Source organism: Mycobacterium sp. (assembly GCF_035314665.1).
Lineage (GTDB): Bacteria > Actinomycetota > Actinomycetes > Mycobacteriales > Mycobacteriaceae > Mycobacterium.
In genome coordinates, this window is record NZ_DATFZD010000009.1 from 1 (window position 1) to 16,738 (window position 16,738).

A 16,738-nucleotide genomic window follows, 5' to 3' on the forward strand; every position below is an offset into this window, starting at 1 on the left:
TCGTGCGTGCACATCCAACCCGACACTCGTACGATAATTTCTCACTGGGGCCTCCCACATCTTGTGGCTCTACCGGCCAGGACCAACTTCCTGACGGCAACCCACGTTCACATGTGAGCGAGGCCCCAGCCCCTCATACCATCTAGGGCCACTGTTTTCGGCCGCCGTGGCCCCAGGGACCGTGCTTGTGAGCCGACCCGTGCGCCTGGGCGCGCCAAACGAAATTCCGTCAGAGTGGCGCTTTTGAGAACGGCGATGCCGCCAGGAGTCCTGGCCGAGCCGCTGTCGCTGTTCTGAGCACGCTGTTCGCGCGGTGATTACCCAGGTCGGCTCGGGTGCGGCCCTTGTCAGCACGGCTAGCAGCGCAGTCTCCGGCGCCAATTTGGCGTCCGGTAACTATGACCTCGCCGCGGTCCTGTTGACTGACGGCAACGCCACCGCTGCCGACGCTGATCACCTGTACGACATCATCACCGCGTTGGGTACCGAGTCCGGCACTGCGGCCTCGACCAGCGGCGGCTTCCTGAGCGATCTGCTGTCGCTGTTCTAGGGGCGTTGTTCGTCCGCCGTTGTCCGCGGTGCTCGGGGCTTAGGCGCCGCGGACAACCGGCGTCTGGCGGCGACTGGCGAACGTTTGCGGCCCCTCGTGATAGCGGCCGGGTATTCTGTCGAGACGGCATTTCAGCCGTTCCCAGTCTGCGAGGACAAGTACGACCGATGCGCTACCTGATGACGGCCGTGCTGACCGCGGCCGGAGCCCTGCTGGGCTGGTCCTCCGCGCCGGTCGCGGCCGCGGACTCGGCTTGCAACACCCTTGGTGGCGTCGTCGAGAGTGAGCAAACCTGCCATGTGCATGCCGCCACCTCCACCTACACACTGGACATGAAGTTCCCGCTCGACTATGTCGACGAGCAGTCCCTGACCGACTACATCAGCCAGAACCGGGACGGATTCGTCAGCGTCGCGCAGACGTCGTCGCAGATATCGGGAACGCGCGAGGTGCCATACCAAATGGAGGTGACCTCCGAGCAGTACCATTCCGGCCAGCCGCCGGGCGGCACCCAGAGCGTGGTGGTCAAGGTCTTCGAGGATCTCGGTGGCCCGCGCCCGTCTACTTCCTACAAGAGTTTCAACTACGACCTCGGCGCGCAGAAGGCGATCACCTTCGACACGCTCTTCGCACCCAACAGCAAACCGCTGGACTCCATCTTTCCGATCGTGCAGCGCGAGGTGGGGCGCCAGACCGGCTTCGGCGCCGCGATCCTGCCCGGGTCCGGCCTCGATTCGTCGCACTACCAGAACTTCGCCATCACCGACGACGAGGTGATTTTCTTCTTCGCGCCGGGCGAGCTGCTGCCGCCAACGATCGCCGGCGCCAGCCAGGTCCACGTGCCGCGCAACGCCATCCCGCCGCTGGCCATCAAGGGCTAGACCGAACCAGTCAGTTCGGCCCGAAGCTATACACCTGACCGTCGCTGGTGGCGGTCACCACCCGTCGGTCGTGGCCGATCGAGACCCCGACCGGGTACCCGGTTGCCTCGGGCAGCGGATAGTTGTTGAGCGTGCGGCCGCTGCCCGGATCGAACACCATCAGCGACATACCCCGTGCTCCCCTACCCGGGCCGCCGGTGACCACGACGTAGCCGACCCCCTGACCGGCCAGGCTCGACGTCGATAACGGGCTGACGTCGTTGCGGCGCCACACCTCCTGGGCATGGTCGCCAGCATCCTTGAAGGCGACCAGCCGGGTATCCGGGCCGCCGCCCGACACGATCAACCCACTCGGCGTCACCGACGGCGGCGTCTGCGCGAGGAACTTCAGCGGCACCGACCATTTCGGCTTGCCATCGGCGGTGCGCAGCGCCCACAACCGCTCGTCGCGGCCATTGATGTAGACCGTGGAACCGTCATCCGACAGCACCGGGCTGGCCAGCACACCGGCGCCGACGGCGTCGCTGGTCCATTCGTGGGTGAGCAGCGGGTTTTGACCCGGGTGATACTTCAACGCGGTCAGCACCGAGGCGGGGGCACCCGGCTGCCACAAGCCGACCACCACCGTCCCGCTGGGCGCCGCAAACGCCGGCGCCGCGGCGACCGGACAGCCGGCTTGGGCGGGTCCGCAATCGGAGAGCCCACGGGTGAAGTCGCCCGGATCGATGTTGTCCACCAGGTCCATGGAATTGCCGACCGTGATGCCGCGGTGTGCGTCGAAAACCTGCACCTGTCCCAGGTGCGTGACCACGAGCAAATGGCTGTGCCCGAGAAACCTTGGGGTGGAGGGCATTCCGATCACCGGTCGGCGCCAACGGATCCACTGGGTGGGGGGAAAGGACAGTATCGCCCCCGGTTGGCCGACGTAGATGTTGTCGAAGCCGTCGAACAGCGGTCCGGAGATGCCGCCGCCCTGGAATAGCCGGGTGCACCAGCGCTGTCTGCCGTTGTCGTCGTTCTGCCACTCCATCAGCGAGCAGCCGCCCGGTGTCTGCGCGTTCAGCGCCATCCAGCTGCGCGAGCTCAGCGCCGGTGCCGCGGCCAGCGAACCCTTGACCGATCGGGTCCAGCGCAGGGTCAGGCCGGTAGCCCCGGAGATAGCCGTAAAGCTGCTGTTGGACGCGTCGGCGTATTGCGCGGGCCAGCCCTCGGCGGGAGCGGTGTCGACCCAGGAGTCGGTGTTGCCGCAGCCGGACAGGGTGGTGGCCAGAATCACCGCCGAGACCGTGCATGACCACCGCCGCAGTGCATGTCGGGGGAGTGCCAACACGGTGTGGGTTCCAAATCCTTCCCGGAATGCGCGGCATCAGCTGCGATCGAGTACAGGCCGAGGGTAACCTGCGACGCTCCGCGTACCGCTTATTGCCCGCCTCCTCAGCTTGTCGTTCCGTGCCCGGGCTATTCTTTCCGGCCATGACGACAATGTGGGGGGCGCCTCTGCATCGCCGCTGGCGGGGATCGATGCTTCGTGACCCGCGACAGGCCAAGTTCCTCACACTGGCATCGCTGAAATGGGTGCTGGCCAACCGCGCCTACACCCCGTGGTATCTGGTCCGCTACTGGCGGTTGCTGAAGTTCAAGTTGGCCAACCCGCACATCATCACCCGCGGCATGGTCTTCATCGGCAAGGGTGTCGAGATCCACTCGACACCGGAATTGGCGCAGTTGGAGATCGGGCGCTGGGTGCATATCGGCGACAAAAACACCATCCGCGCACACGAGGGCTCGCTGCGATTCGGCGACAAGGTTGTGCTGGGCCGCGACAACGTCATCAACTGCTACCTCGACATCGAGCTCGGCGATTCGGTGCTGATGGCCGACTGGTGCTACGTCTGCGACTTCGACCACCGGATGGACGACATCAACCTGCCGATCAAGGATCAGGGCATCGTCAAGTCCCCGGTGCGGATCGGGCCGGATACCTGGGTCGGGGTGAAAGTCACGTTGCTGCGCGGCACCACGATCGGCCGCGGCTGCGTGCTCGGATCGCACGCGGTGGTCCGCGGCGATATCCCGGACTACTCGATCGCGGTCGGCGCACCCGCCAAGGTGGTCAAAAACCGCCAGCTCGCCTGGCAGACGTCGGCTGCCCAACGCGCCGAGCTGGCAGCAGCGTTGGCCGATATCGAACGCAAAAAGGCTGCCCACTAGAGCTTTTCAGGGCTTCTCAACTGATCCCTTGGTAGCGGCGCAGCGCCTCGCTGCGTTCCGCGCCGTGATCGACGATCGGCTCGGGATACCCGGGCGGCCGGTCGCCCTTGGTCAGACGGACGTCGTCGACATCGGCAAGCTCGGGTACCCAACGACGGATGTAATCGCCTGAGGGATCGAACTTCTCGGCCTGGGTAGTCGGGTTGAACACCCGGAAGTACGGTGCCGCGTCGGTGCCGCATCCCGCACACCACTGCCAGCCGTGCTGGTTGTTGGCCATGTCGCCGTCGACCAACTGGTCGAGGAACCAGCCGGCGCCCCACTGCCACGGCAGGTGCAGGTCTTTGACCAGAAACGACGCGACGATCATCCGCACCCGGTTGTGCATGAAACCGGTCTCGCCTAGTTGACGCATACCGGCGTCGACGATCGGGAACCCGGTTTCGCCGGCTTTCCAAGCCTTGAAGCGCCGCTTGGCGTCTGCCCCGGTGTCGGTCTGGATGGCGTTGAAGTCGCGGTTCCAGTTCCACCAGCTGCTATCCGGCCAGTGATGCAGAACCGCGGCATAGAAGTCGCGAAATGCTAACTGCCGCAAATAAGCTCGTGCGCCCGCGCGACGTTGGTCCAAGTCGGCCGCCATCGTCCGCGGGTGGATGGTGCCGAACTTCAGGTGCGCCGACATTCGGCTGGTGGAGTCTCGGTCGGGCCTATTGCGGTCGTCGGAGTACTGGTCCAAGCCGTCGTCGATGAACGCTTTCCATTGCCGCCGCGCGGCCGCTTCGCCTGCGCGTAGCTCGAGCTCGACGCCCGGATCGGGTATCTCAACGGGTTTCGCGCGTTTCCCCAACTTCGCGGGATCGACCCAGCGCGCCGATTTGGGGCCGGTTCGCGCAGGTTTCCGCCAACCCAATTCGCGCCATCGGCCGAAGAACGGCGTGAACACCTGGTACGGGTCGCCGTTGTCCTTGGTGACGCGTCCCGGCGACACCAGATACGGCGAGCCGGTTGCGACCAGCGGCACGTCGCCCAGCGCGTCTCGCACCCGGTCGTCGCGGTGCCGGCCGAACGGCGCGAAGTCCTCCGAGACATGCACCGACCGCGCGTCGATCTCCTTGGCGATGAGGGGAATTCGCTCCTCGGGCCGCCCACGTGTCACCAGTAGGCGGCCGCCCAGGTCGTCGCGCAGCTGGCGCAGCGAGTCGCACAAAAATTGCATCCTGCGCGCGCCCGACGACGCCTCAAGCCGCGGATCGAGCACAAAGCAGGCGAGTACGTCGTCGGTATTGGCGACGGCGCTGAGCAGCGGAGGGAGGTCACGCAGCCTTAGGTCGCGGCGGAACCACAACAGCGCCGGCATTACCGGGCAGCCTGACTCATGATCGGTTGAGTACCCAGATGTGGCTGGACATCATGGTGGCAAAGAAGGTCCAAAGCGGATACGGCAGCAGCGCGGCCCCGGCACGCGGATCTGCGCGGGCGGTCCGCCGGGTCAGGTCGGCGCTGCTGGCCGCCAGCACTGCCGCGCCGACCGTCGATAGGCCGAGTTTGTGGTACTTGAAGAACAGCCAACTCCATCCGGCGTTCAGGGTGAGGTTGAGGCCCAGCGCGACGACGTAGTTGCGGGCCTCTTCGTGGCGTCCCGCTGCGCGCAGCCGGTCGATGGCCGCCGCGGAGGTGGTCGCTATGTCCGCGTAGAGCGATGTCCACGCGACCGGGAACACCGCGTTCGGCGGCACGTACGAGGGCTTACTCAGCCGCGAATACCACGAACTTGCGCTGGCCCTGCTGGCCAGACTTCCGACGCCGGCCGCTGCCGCGACAGCAAGCGTCGTGGCAGCCAGTGTCACCTTGTTCACGTTGTCTCCGTCCGACTGCAGCTGCTGGATGTGATGGCAGCGGGCCGCACTACCACGGGTTACGCCCAATTGTTTCAATGATTGAAGTATTAATCAACTGAAGTAATGGCCCGAAGCGGATAAACTGCAGGGTGTCATGGGCTCTGATCACACAGCCGACGACCGAGCCGCGCTGGAATCGCAGATCTCGGCCGACCTGCGGGTATTGACGGCCGAATCTGAGCAGATCGGCCGAGTTTTTGCCGTCGCCCACGACGTCCGACCGACCGACTTTCGCGCCCTGCTGCACGTCATGGTCGCCGAAACGACCGGGCGACCGATCACGTCCGGCGAGCTACGCCAGCGGATGGGGCTTTCCGGCGCTGCGATCACATATCTGGTGGACCGGATGATGGCATCCGGTCACGTCACCCGCCAATCCGACCCGGGCGACCGACGCAAGGTGATCCTGCGCTACTCGGAATCCGGCCTCGATACCGCTCGAGCCTTCTTCGCCCCGTTGGGACTCCATACCCGCACCGCGATGGCGGACTTGTCCGATGCTGACCTGGCCGCGGCTCATCGGGTATTCACCTCGTTGATCGAGGCCATGCGCCAATATCAAGGTGAACTGGCATCACTCGAAACACCCCGGCAGCCAACGTGAGTACATGCCAAGCGGAGAGAGGGCAAGCGCGGTGACAGCCGACCCGGGTGGGATGACGACCCGCAAGAGACGTCACATCGATGTGTGCCTTGACGACCGTGTGGCGTACTCCGGAGTCACGACCGGGTTGGAACGCTACCGCCTGCCATACAACGCGCTGACCCAGACCAGCCTCCCGCGTATCGACTTGTCCACGCAGTTCCTCGGTGCCTCTTTGCGGGCCCCGGTATTGATCGGCGCAATGACGGGCGGCGCCGAGCTGTCCGGGACGATCAACAAGAACCTGGCTGCCGCCGCCCAGCGACTCGGTGTCGGGATGATGCTCGGCTCGCAGCGGATCATGTTGGACAGCGCGTTGGGGGAGCAGGCGGCGGCCAGCTTTACCGTCCGCGACGTGGCGCCGGATGTGTTGTTATTCGGCAATATTGGCCTCTCGCAGCTGACTACGGCTGCTGTTAAAGATCTTTCGAATGCCCTGAAGCGGGTAGAAGCAGATGTGCTTGCGGTGCATACCAATCCGCTGCAAGAGGCGGTCCAGAGCAACGGTGACAGCGACTTTTCCGGGTCGATGGACCGGCTGCGTGAAGTCGCCGGAGCGCTGGAATATCCGGTGCTTCTCAAAGAGGTTGGCCACGGAATCGGCGCCTCGGCGGTCGCGGAGTTGACGGGGGCATCGGGCGAGTCGCCGGTTGCGGCCATCGATGTCGCAGGAGCCGGCGGCACCTCGTGGTCGCGCGTGGAGCAACTCGTCCGCTACGGCGAGTTGCGATACCCCGACCTGGCCGATTGGGGGATACCGACGGCGCGGGCGATCGTGGAGGTGCGGGAGACGCTGCCCACTATCCCGCTGGTCGCCTCGGGTGGGATCCGTACTGGTATGGACGCGGCGAAAGCCTTGGCATTGGGCGCCGACGTGGTTGCGGTCGCACGCCCGCTGCTCGCAGCCGCGATCGAATCTACTGACGCCGTGGTCGATTGGTTGCAGCGATTCATCGATGAGCTACGAATCTGCTTGCACGGTGCGGGCGCGGCGAATCTACGGGCCCTGCGCGACATCGGCGTGACTCCGATTTTATAACTCAGGCGGGCTCAGTCTGCTTCGCGATTTCGCCGTCTCGAAAGTGATCGCCCCGTGCGGTGGCTCGCCCACTTGGCGGCTTGGGTTGCTGCGCAACGAGTTCGCCCTCGAAGGTCGACATGGCGGCGATCATCGCACTGAATACCCGATGAGCCGCCATGAGATCCTTGTCGGGCAACTCGGCAAGCGCGGCTCGGAGATGAATGCCGAGCGGCGTGAAAAACTCGTGTGCCAGTTCCATGCCGCTGTTTTCATACCGGAGAAGGGCTTTGCGGCGATCTCCGGGATCCGCTTCGCGCCGGACATGCCCGGCGTCGATCATTCGATCGACGAGATAGGTGATCGCGGCCGGTGAGACGTCCATCCGCTGACGCAATTGAGCCATGGTCAATGGTGTTCCGGCGGTTTCGGCAACCATGACGTGCAGCAGAGCGTGGAAGTCATTGCCGCTCACGTCATTCTGGCGCGCGAAATAGCGACCCAACCGATCAGACTGGGCCGTGACCGCGCGCATATCGGCGGACATCAGCTTCTCCAGGTCTGCCCGGTTCGGCGCTGAACTCGTAGTACCCCGCTTAGTCCCCAAACCGCATCCTTCATGGCGATTGTTCGACAAGCGTATAGGAAACCCGCTGGATCAGCGGGAATACGCCATTAACCCCGGAAAGTTTGTCATAACGGCGCCCAATCGCCGCGAATCGGTAGTGACGCAGCAGGATCGCGACGGTTAGTTTGACTCAACTCCACATCTGGTGACATCGGTCGCTTGGCGCAGATAAGCACAAAAATCAATTTCTAACCGCAAATGCATAATTTCTACCCTGGATCGCCCGCAACAGCCCGCCGTGCGATATTTGCAAACAACGTGTCGGATTCTCGAGTAGACCGGCTCATCGTGTCTTTCACGTTCTGGCCGTGGCTCTTTCCGTTCGGGCCGTGCCGCCTTGAGCGAAGTTTGGACCTGTCACCCGGCCCGTCCCGCGACGCCAAGTGGTCGGAGGTCTGCCAGCTTTGAGATGCTGCGGTATCTGACCGAACGGCTGCCGGTGATGATCACGCCGCGGTGGCTGCGAACTCGGGTTCAACCGATCGCGGTGCGCGACGTGCTGTACTACCTGAGCAACGCGGCGGAGTTGCCGGCCGACGTGAACCGGACCTTCGATATCGGCGGCCCCGACACCTTCACCTACACGGACATGATCCGCAGATACGCGGCGATCGCCGGTCTGCGGCGCCGCATCGCGATTCCGGTGCCGGTGCTGACGCCGTGGCTCTCGTCGCACTGGGTCAATCTGATCACCCCGCTGCCACGCCCCCTGGCTTCGTCGCTGATGGACTCCCTGGAAAACGATGTGGTGTGCACCGAACACGATATCGCCGAACACATTCCGGACCCCGAGGACGGACTGACCCACTACGAGGACGCCGTCGAACTGGCCTTGGCGCGGATGCGAGAAGGCGAGCTGCAGACCCGCTGGTCGCGGCCCACCGATGACAACTCGGCGTCGCGGCCGCTGCCGACCGACCCGTCCTGGGCCGGCGGATCGTTGCACGAGCAGATGTGCGAACGCCGCCTCAACGCCGACGCCGAAACGCTCTGGCAGGTTATCGAGTCGATCGGCGCCGAGCATCGGTGGCGCGTCGAACACACCGACCGGCCACGCCTGCTGCGGCTACGCGCAGACGTCCCGCTTCCCGGCCGGCTATGGCTCGAGCTGTCTGTGCACGACGACGGCGGCGGCCGCTGCAGTTATCGCCAGCGTATGCTGTTTGCGCCGTATGGCCTTGCCGGTGAAGCGTTTTGGACAGCGTCGGGACCGTTTCGGAATGCGGTGCTCAGAGCGATCGCCCGCGATATCACCTCTGCGGTACATCACCTGCCGGCGCGCAGCCGGTAACGACGCTCGGCGTACGCGAGGTCGTCCCGCCACAACCGAGACGCGGCAAAGCGCATCAGTCGGGAGATGAGCGGGGCGGCACGGCGGGCCCGTTTGAATCCCGTTCGGTCGGAATGGGCGATGACGGCTTCGATCACCGCGGTCCTCGGACGATTGTCGAAATCCAGACCGATTGGCGTGGCGTGGGTTTCGACGACACTCCCGGTTCCCTCGCCGTCCAGGATGCGCATGACGATGGTACGCGCTTCGGGGCTGGTGAACTCCGCGACGGTCGGTACGCCAATGCGGCCGACGCGGAACGTCACCGCGACCAGGAATCGGTCCGCCTCCTCTGTCGGAATGGCCAGCACCTCGAGCCGGGTAAACGAGTAGGGGTGAAACCACGAGCCGTGCCACGGATCTAAGCGATTGGCGACGATGTCGGCGGGTTCGCAGGCACCGACCAGGCGAGCGACGCCGTGCATGGTGTCGCCGGCGGGCCTGGCCGCAATCACCGGCTGATCGAGCGGCGGTTCCCCGCCGACGCTGTCCAGACGCACCCACGCCAGTACGCCGTCGTCATGGCTGGGCACCGGTCGCCAGCCGAATTCAGCTGCGTCGCTGTCGAGGCAGAGACCGTGCCATCGACAAATCAGGGCGCCGCGGTGCACTACCGCGGTGGCGAGGTCGGCACCCAAATGCGGGCAACTTCGCGGGCCGACGCGTAGCCGGCCGTGTTGATCGCGCCAGGCGACCAATTCCACACCGGCGACGCGAGTACCAAAGGGCCGGCCGGGCCGTACGTCGCGGCTGGCGGCGAACGTGTACCAGTTGCCGGTGGGCCTGCGCTGTGATCGGTCCAGCGCGGCGTTGATGATCGCCGGCTGGGCGTCGCGATAGGTCGGGCGCTGGTCCGCCCACGCCACTGGCGGGATCGCCTGCAGCGGCCAATCCTTCGGCCAGCGTCGCCGCATGTAATCACCGATGGTCATCGCTGAGAAAGCCTTTCTCGTCCGGCCAGAAAGCGCAACAAGGCCGAGCGACCCTGAGTGGGAACCGTGCACAGGGCATGGCCGGCAAGCCCCCATTGCGCCAAGATCTGGTTGGCCGCCGACCAGCCGGTGGTGGCCGCGCGTTCCATCAGCGCCACCGGTAAATCGATGCGGATCCCGTCGCCAGCCAGCAGTAGTCCGGGCAGCGGTGTGGTCACACCGGGCCGATGCGCGTGGGTCCCGGGCGCGAACAGCGGGCAGTCGCGGCGTCGCAGCGTCCGTTCGTAAACCACTTGCGCGCCGGCGGTTTCCGGGTAGATCGCATGCAGGCGCCCGACCATAGTGTCTCGCGGCTCCGCGGATTCCACAGCATACGAATGCAATTCGACGACGGAACCGCCGTGTCGGGATGCCCAACCGGCGGCTTCGCGTTCGTAACGGTCAACAACGCTGACGTTGTCCAGCGGTTCGTGGCCGGCGGTGCCCAGAAACGCCGGCCGATCGGCGGCGACACGACGGTCGAGCCATAGCCGTTGCACCACGAACGGCGGCGCGGTGCGTAACCGCGCTACCCGTGCCCGCCACAGGTCGTCGCCGAGATCCGGTGACGCCGCGATAATCCGTTGCAGCCCGGGCACGTCGGTAGCCAGCACGATGGCGTCGGCGTCCAGGTTGTCATTGGTATCCGTGTGGACGCGAAACCTGTGCGCGTAGCCGCTATCGATGCTTGCCACGGTGGTGCTTTGGTGGAATCGCACCCCGAGCTCCGCCAAGTATCGCTGCAGCGGTTGCCACAGCGCGGTGTCGTAATTGGCGTTCGGCACGTCGAAAATCAGGCCCTCGCTGGAGCCAAGGAAGTAGATGTGGAACATGGTGGCCAGCTCCGCGGCAGACAGTTGCGTCGGGCTGGCAAAGAAGCTGCGGGAGAACACCTCGAAAGCGAGATGGCGCGCCGCCTCGGGGAAGTTAATGCTCTTCAAAAAGGTTTCGGCGTCCGTGTGATCGAGGCGGCGATAGACGTCGGGCAGTGACACCGCGGCCAGCGGCGCCGCAGCACGTGCATCGATCCTGGCCAGGTCGGAAAGGCGAAAAGTGGGACTGCGCAACGCGAATGCCAGGGCATTCCACGGCGGTGTGCGGGGCAGACCACGGAAGCTGTCCCGCCGGCCGGCGCCGTCGATCAGCGGGTAATCGTCGACCGGTGTCAGCATGGACAGCCGCGGGTCGATGCGGCGCAGCAGGTCGCGCAGGTTGTAGTACTGCCGGAAGAAGGCGTGGAAGCCGCGGTTCATCCCGACCTCGATGCCGCGGTACTGCTCGGTCCACGCGCCGACCCGACCGCCGAGATACTCCTCGCGTTCGACGATGTCGACGCCGATCCCACGTTCGGCCAGTCCCGTCGCCGCGGCCAGGCCTGCGATGCCGGCGCCGACGACAACGGCTCGCGGCCGAGACGACAGCGCCTCGGCGTTGGGCAACCCTCGGGGTGCCGGGTGTGTCCGCCGGCGACGATCGGTCATCGCGGCGCATCTCCGAGGAAGGTGTGGGCGATGTTGGTCTCCCACCCGGGCATGGTTTCGCTGTACACCGCGGCAAATCCCGCGTCGCGCAACCGATGTCGGAATTGCCGCACGCCATCGAATGTCAGCACGCTGCGCCACAGATGCCGGTACAGGGTCGCGTCACCGGTTTCCCGCCAGCCGGACGGGATGATGATGCCCCAACACACCGCGTGCCAAACCCACGTAGCGGCCCGGGAGTCGCGCACCGAGTACTCGTGGACCGCCAGCGTGGCGCCGGGCCGCAGCATATTGCGGAAGGCGCGCAATTGGGTGTCGGGATCCGCCAGGTTGCGGATCAAATAGGCGGCCAGGATCCCGTCGAACGGTCCGGTGACGCCGTTTTCGGCGAGCGCCTCGATGGGGGAGTGCACGAACCGGACCGACGGGGGCCATCGCTTGGCCTGTGCCTCGTCGAGCATGCCCCGTGATGCGTCGACGGCGATGATCTCGGCCTGCGGGGCGACTCTCAGCAGAGCGGCCGTCGACGCGCCGGTGCCGCAACCGGCGTCGAGCAACCGCAGGCCCTGCCCGCGGCCGGGCAACCGCATGCGGCGTGCCGAAAGCCGCAGGTGGGCATGGTATCCGGGGCTGTAGCCAACGAGCCGGTCGTAGGCGGGGGCGCCGGCGTCGAAGGCGGACGGCACGTCGCGGCGGGGCAGGCCGATGTTACTGATGCTCACGTTGCCGTTCCCACAGCAGCAGGACCGCGGTGACCAACGCGAAGCCGAACAGGAAATCTTCGACCGGGATGTCGAACGGAAACCGGATACCGGTGATCTGCCGATCGTCATAGACGACGATCGGGGCGCTGAGCTTCGTCAGCCAGCCGTCTGCCAGGCTTTGAAATCCGACCACGATCAGCATCGACAACCAGTACGCCGGGCGTCGAAAAAGCCCGGTGCGCAACACCAATAGTTCGAGCACGCACACCGCCAGCACCGCCAGCACGGCCGGCACGGTGTACCCGAGGCTCGTCATCAGCGGTGGAACCGTTCGAGGATCGTGCTGACCGCGTTATAGGTCAGCAGCGCACACAGCGGAATGACAACAAAGAACAGGACCTCCTCGATCGGCATCCGAAACGGGATGTTCGCGCCGGTGACGTAGGCACGGTTGTACGTCCACACATGCGCGCCGATCGCCACTTCATCCCAGAGCAGGAACACCACCGCGACGGGCAAGATAGCGCGCACGGCCCGCCGCGCTCGGCGATAGACGCCGTCGCCGAAGATCTCCAACGGCAAGGTAATTGCCAGGCACGCGGCCAGGACGATGAGGTACTGCCAGTGATCCATCACGCCAGACCGGATCGTCGATCGGCTGATGGGGCCGGGTGTCTCAGCCGCGCCCGCCATGATCGCAGCAGCCCGGTGCCGGCGACGCCGAGTCGCCGCGCGGTCCCCACGGTGGCGCGCTGGCTGAACACCGCGAAGTCGCTGTCTTCGATGCGGTCGAGGATTTCCGAGTACAGCGTCAGCGCCGTGGCCACGCAGGCGCGTGAACGGGGCGCCAACAGCGCGATTCCGCCTTCGGCGTACCGGTAGACCTGTCGGGTGATGTCGTGCTGATCGGCCAGCGCGTTGCGCACCCGGCGATCGGTTTGGCGGTTGTCGTGGCACCACATCAGTAGGTCGCGATCGACGTTGTAGGCGGCTAGCTCGTCGGCGGGCAGGTAAACCCGTCGTCGGGTCAGGTCTTCGTCGACGTCCCGCAGAAAATTGGTGAGCTGGAAGGCCCTGCCCAGCGCTGCGGCGTAGGGAGCGGCTTGCGCGGTCGGGCCGACCGTGCCCAGGATCGGAAGCAATTGCAGGCCAATCGCTTCCGCCGAGCCCTTAATGTACAGGTTCAGCGCCGCGCGGTCGGGATAGTCGGTGATCGTCAGATCCATCCGCATCGACACGAGAAAGTCGTCGAACAGTTCGTCACCGATGCCATAGCGATGCGCTGTGTGGCTGACCGCCGCGAGCACCGGTTCGGCTGGATGCTCGGTGTGCGCGAAGAATTGGTCGGACAGCTGCTGGAGTCGCGCCGCGCGGGTCGCGGTGTCCAGGGATGGATTGAGGTCGTCGAGGATGTCGTCGGCGTAGCGGGCGAAGCCGTACAGCGCATGCACCGGCGGACGTTGTTCGGGCGCAAGCAATCTGGTGGCCAAGAAGAAGGTGCGGCCGTGGGTGGCGTTCAGTTCGCGGCAGCGACGATACGCGTTGCGCAGTTCCGGATCCGCGATACCGGCCGCGTCCAGCTCGCCCCGGATCATGTCAGGCCGGCTTTCGTCACCACGCTTTGCGTTGACCGCTCGACGATGCCGGTGATGCGGTCGGCGGCCAACCGCCCGGAGATCAGCGCGGTTGGCACGCCGACGCCGGGGACGGTCGACGATCCCGCCAGTACCGCGTTGTCGACGCCGCGCACGGTGTTGGCCGGACGGAAGGGCCCGGTCTGGGCGAACGTGTGAGCCAGCGCGAACGGAGTTCCGGCGATCATGCCCTGGCGCGCCCAGTCGGCGGGGTTGACGACGTGCAGCACCTTGGCGTCGTGGCGCAGGCCCGGGACCAGTCGCGCGGCGACGACGTCGAGCAGCTGGTCGGCGTAGGCGTCGCCGATCCGGGACCAGTCGACGACGCCACGGGCGAGGTTGGGTGCCGGCGCCAGGATGTAGAACAGGTCGTGGCCGGCTGGGGCCAAGGCCGGGTCGCTGGCGGTCGGCCTGGTGACGAGCAACGACGGATCCCGCATCAGCCGGCCGTCGCGGATGATGTCGGTGAAGGTGTCGTCCCACGCTGCGCCGAACACGATGTTGTGATGTGCCAGTGCGTGATTCGGTCGGCTGGGACTGCCGATATGAGCGACAACCGCCGACGGCGCCGGTCGCAGGGCGCCCATGCGGCGGGGTTCGCGGCCCAGCAGTTTGTAGGTTTGCGGCAGTTCAGTGGTCAGCACAACCGCGTCGCAGGCGATGCGCTGATCCTGGTCGGTGTGGACCGCCACAACGCGGCCGCCCGTGGATTCCAGGCCGGTGACCGTGGCGCCGTAGTGGAATCGCACTCCGGCGTCTGTCGCGGCGGCGGCCAAAGCATCCGGCAGCGCCCGCATGCCGCCGCGCGGGAACAGCACTCCCGAGATGGTGTCCATGTAGGCGATCACCGCGTAGACCGCCAGCGCCTGCCGCGGTGCCACACCGGCATACAGCGACTGGAAGGTGAACACTCGTCGCAGCCGCGGGTCGGTGATGTGGCGCTTGACCATGGCATCCCATTTGCGGAATCCGCCGAGCGACGCCAGTTTCGCCAACTGCGGATTCAGCATCGACAGTGGCGAATCGAAGTTCCTGGCGATGAATCCGTCGAATTCGGTGTGGTACAGCCGGGTCAGCCAGTCCCGCAGCTGCCGGTAGCCCGCAGCCTGCTTGGCGCCGGCGAATCCCTCGATCGCGGCCGACATTCGATCCGCGTCGCTATGCACGTCGATGCTGCTGCCGTCGGCGAACTGCGCGCGGTAGGCCGGATCAACATCGAGCAAATCCATTCGCCCAGAACTGCTTTCACCGACCGCAGCGAACGTGTCGTCGATGATGTCGGGCATCGTCAGCACCGTCGGTCCGGTGTCGATCCGGTAGCCGTCGACATCGAGGCGCCCCGCGCGTCCGCCGGGCCAGCTTTCCCGTTCGAGCACCGTGACTTCGCGGCCGCGACCGGCCAGATGCAGGGCTGCGGACAGGCCCGCGAAACCCGCACCGACCACGATCACCCGATCGCTTCGACCCGGCACGGTCCACATTATTCGCTCCGCTCCGTGCATATGGCGGCCATGGCCGCCAGCGCGGCCCGTACCGATTCATCCAGCCGAAGCCGATCGAGTTCGTCGCGCGCGGACGCGACGCGCTCGCCGATCAAGCCTTCGATCCACTGCACGGCACCGGTCGTGACGATCAGCGTGCGCCAACGGTCGATCGCGGTGTCGTCGAGTTCCCCGTTGTTCATCAGGTCGGTGAGTTGTCGGCGGGTGGGCGCGTCGGCCAGTTGATGTGCCGCGATCACGACGCTGGTCGCCTTGCGCTCGACGAGATCCCGGCCGCTGGGCTTACCGGTTGCCGCCTCGGAGCCGAAGACACCGAGCAAATCATCGCGGAGCTGGAACGCTTCTCCGATGGCGGTGCCGTAGCGACCCAGGCCCGACAGCGTGCGATCGCTGCAGCCGCTCATCGCCGCACCGATCTCCAACGGCCGGCGCACGGTGTAATTACCTGACTTGCGCCGCGCCACCTCCAGAACAACCGCCATCGAGGGCAGGTCGCGGACATCGCTCGCCAGATCGGCGAATTGGCCCAGCGCCAGCTCGGTGCGCATGGCGTCGTAGCGCGGCAACGCCTGTTGCAAACGGCGTTGTTCGACGCCGCTCTCGCGGAGCATCTGCTCGGCCCAGATCAGGCACAGGTCACCCAACAGGATTGCGGCCGAGTCGCCGAAGCGCCGGGGCGATCCGGACAGCCCGCGCTGTCGATGCCAGTCGGTGAACTGCATATGCGCCGCAGGGCGCCCCCGCCGCGACGGTGAATCGTCCATCACATCGTCTTGCAACAACGCGAAGGCGTGCAGCAGCTCCAAGCTCGCGGAGGCGTACAGTGCCTCGTCACTGTCGGGCGCGCCGCACAGCCAACCGAGATACATGAAGGTGGAGCGCAGGCACTTACCGCCGGTCAAGAAATTCACCAGGATGTCGCCGGCCGCCTCGATGCCGGCCTCATCCAACTCGGCTGCGCATCGGTTCGCGACGAATTGCGCGACGTGGGTCAGCACAGTGCGCCGCAGCCCGATTCGCCATGCATTGAATTGGCCGGGATCTGACCAGGATTCCTGACGCAGCGTCGTCGGGTCCGTGGACGGCACCAACGACAGTGCGGCTGGTTTTGCCACCGGAGCCCCTCTCGAACTGCTCAGACTCACGCGGTCATACCCCCTGACAACGAAGACAAACCCGCGCTGACTGGCTGCACCCAGATTCCCTTCACAAGATTAAAGTTTAACTTACTGAACATCTGGCGCGCTCGCCAGAGCGAAGCCACGCTGGCTTATGGTGTGGCCATGA

The 16,738-nt window shown here is 65.7% G+C and carries 18 protein-coding genes; 6 read left to right on the top strand and 12 right to left on the bottom strand.

Annotated elements, in window-relative coordinates; genetic code table 11:
- Positions 1–313: 313 nt before the first annotated feature.
- A complete protein-coding gene (locus tag VKI00_RS00475) occupies positions 314–550 on the top strand; it encodes a hypothetical protein (RefSeq protein ID WP_324434420.1) in 237 nt (78 codons plus the stop codon).
- 167 nt (positions 551–717) lie between these two features.
- Entirely contained in the window at positions 718–1,431 is a 714-nt protein-coding gene (locus tag VKI00_RS00480; RefSeq protein WP_324434422.1) for an esterase, read from the top strand.
- Between the two features lie 10 nt (positions 1,432–1,441).
- Here VKI00_RS00480 and VKI00_RS00485 read toward each other — a convergent pair whose 3' ends face one another.
- On the bottom strand, positions 1,442–2,707 hold the full coding sequence (locus VKI00_RS00485; RefSeq protein ID WP_324434424.1) for a PQQ-binding-like beta-propeller repeat protein: 1,266 nt from the start codon (positions 2,705–2,707) through the stop codon (positions 1,442–1,444).
- A gap of 197 nt (positions 2,708–2,904) precedes the next feature.
- Between VKI00_RS00485 and VKI00_RS00490 the strand changes: the two genes are divergently transcribed.
- A complete protein-coding gene (locus VKI00_RS00490; protein WP_324434426.1) occupies positions 2,905–3,642 on the top strand; it encodes an acetyltransferase in 738 nt (245 codons plus the stop codon).
- Between the two features lie 16 nt (positions 3,643–3,658).
- Here the strand turns inward: VKI00_RS00490 and VKI00_RS00495 are convergent, their stop codons facing one another.
- Positions 3,659–4,999 (bottom strand): deoxyribodipyrimidine photo-lyase, encoded by a 1,341-nt coding sequence (locus VKI00_RS00495; RefSeq protein WP_324434428.1) that lies wholly within the window; start codon positions 4,997–4,999, stop codon positions 3,659–3,661.
- A gap of 16 nt (positions 5,000–5,015) precedes the next feature.
- Positions 5,016–5,498, bottom strand: coding sequence for a TspO/MBR family protein (locus VKI00_RS00500; protein ID WP_324434430.1), 483 nt, complete (start codon positions 5,496–5,498; stop codon positions 5,016–5,018).
- A gap of 136 nt (positions 5,499–5,634) precedes the next feature.
- Here VKI00_RS00500 and VKI00_RS00505 point away from each other — a divergent pair, with 136 nt between their 5' ends.
- Together VKI00_RS00505 and fni are read left to right on the top strand one after the other, a co-directional pair.
- A complete protein-coding gene (locus VKI00_RS00505; RefSeq protein WP_324434432.1) occupies positions 5,635–6,144 on the top strand; it encodes a MarR family winged helix-turn-helix transcriptional regulator in 510 nt (169 codons plus the stop codon).
- A 52-nt stretch (positions 6,145–6,196) separates the two neighbouring features.
- Positions 6,197–7,222 (top strand): type 2 isopentenyl-diphosphate Delta-isomerase, encoded by a 1,026-nt coding sequence (gene fni, locus VKI00_RS00510; RefSeq protein ID WP_324434522.1) that lies wholly within the window; start codon positions 6,197–6,199, stop codon positions 7,220–7,222.
- Position 7,223: 1 nt separating this feature from the next.
- Here the strand turns inward: fni and VKI00_RS00515 are convergent, their stop codons facing one another.
- Positions 7,224–7,748 (bottom strand): MarR family winged helix-turn-helix transcriptional regulator, encoded by a 525-nt coding sequence (locus tag VKI00_RS00515; RefSeq protein WP_324434524.1) that lies wholly within the window; start codon positions 7,746–7,748, stop codon positions 7,224–7,226.
- 490 nt (positions 7,749–8,238) lie between these two features.
- Between VKI00_RS00515 and VKI00_RS00520 the strand changes: the two genes are divergently transcribed.
- The gene (locus VKI00_RS00520; RefSeq protein ID WP_324434434.1) at positions 8,239–9,120 is read left to right on the top strand and encodes a DUF2867 domain-containing protein; all 882 of its coding nucleotides are present in this window, start codon (positions 8,239–8,241) and stop codon (positions 9,118–9,120) included.
- On the opposite strand, the gene VKI00_RS00525 is transcribed toward VKI00_RS00520, so the two are convergent.
- Genes VKI00_RS00525 through VKI00_RS00560 form a run of 8 tightly spaced genes read right to left on the bottom strand, consistent with a single transcriptional unit; the run spans position 9,096 to position 16,542 of the window.
- Positions 9,096–10,091: a DUF5914 domain-containing protein gene (locus tag VKI00_RS00525; protein WP_324434436.1), complete on the bottom strand. Its 996-nt coding sequence runs from the start codon at positions 10,089–10,091 to the stop codon at positions 9,096–9,098. The two genes, VKI00_RS00520 and VKI00_RS00525, sit on opposite strands and share 25 nt — an antisense overlap.
- A complete protein-coding gene (locus VKI00_RS00530) occupies positions 10,088–11,611 on the bottom strand; it encodes an FAD-dependent oxidoreductase (RefSeq protein WP_324434438.1) in 1,524 nt (507 codons plus the stop codon). The genes VKI00_RS00525 and VKI00_RS00530 overlap by 4 nt, the downstream gene beginning before the upstream one ends.
- Positions 11,608–12,333: a class I SAM-dependent methyltransferase gene (locus tag VKI00_RS00535; RefSeq protein ID WP_324434440.1), complete on the bottom strand. Its 726-nt coding sequence runs from the start codon at positions 12,331–12,333 to the stop codon at positions 11,608–11,610. Before VKI00_RS00535 ends, VKI00_RS00530 begins: the two co-directional genes overlap by 4 nt.
- Entirely contained in the window at positions 12,320–12,631 is a 312-nt protein-coding gene (locus tag VKI00_RS00540) for a lycopene cyclase domain-containing protein (RefSeq protein WP_324434441.1), read from the bottom strand. The genes VKI00_RS00535 and VKI00_RS00540 overlap by 14 nt, the downstream gene beginning before the upstream one ends.
- Entirely contained in the window at positions 12,631–12,951 is a 321-nt protein-coding gene (locus VKI00_RS00545) for a lycopene cyclase domain-containing protein (protein WP_324434443.1), read from the bottom strand. Before VKI00_RS00545 ends, VKI00_RS00540 begins: the two co-directional genes overlap by 1 nt.
- Positions 12,948–13,910 (bottom strand): phytoene/squalene synthase family protein, encoded by a 963-nt coding sequence (locus VKI00_RS00550; protein ID WP_324434444.1) that lies wholly within the window; start codon positions 13,908–13,910, stop codon positions 12,948–12,950. The genes VKI00_RS00545 and VKI00_RS00550 overlap by 4 nt, the downstream gene beginning before the upstream one ends.
- Entirely contained in the window at positions 13,907–15,430 is a 1,524-nt protein-coding gene (gene crtI, locus VKI00_RS00555; RefSeq protein ID WP_324434445.1) for a phytoene desaturase family protein, read from the bottom strand. The genes VKI00_RS00550 and crtI overlap by 4 nt, the downstream gene beginning before the upstream one ends.
- Positions 15,430–16,542: a polyprenyl synthetase family protein gene (locus tag VKI00_RS00560; protein ID WP_414687086.1), complete on the bottom strand. Its 1,113-nt coding sequence runs from the start codon at positions 16,540–16,542 to the stop codon at positions 15,430–15,432. The genes crtI and VKI00_RS00560 overlap by 1 nt, the downstream gene beginning before the upstream one ends.
- Positions 16,543–16,738: the final 196 nt, after the last annotated feature.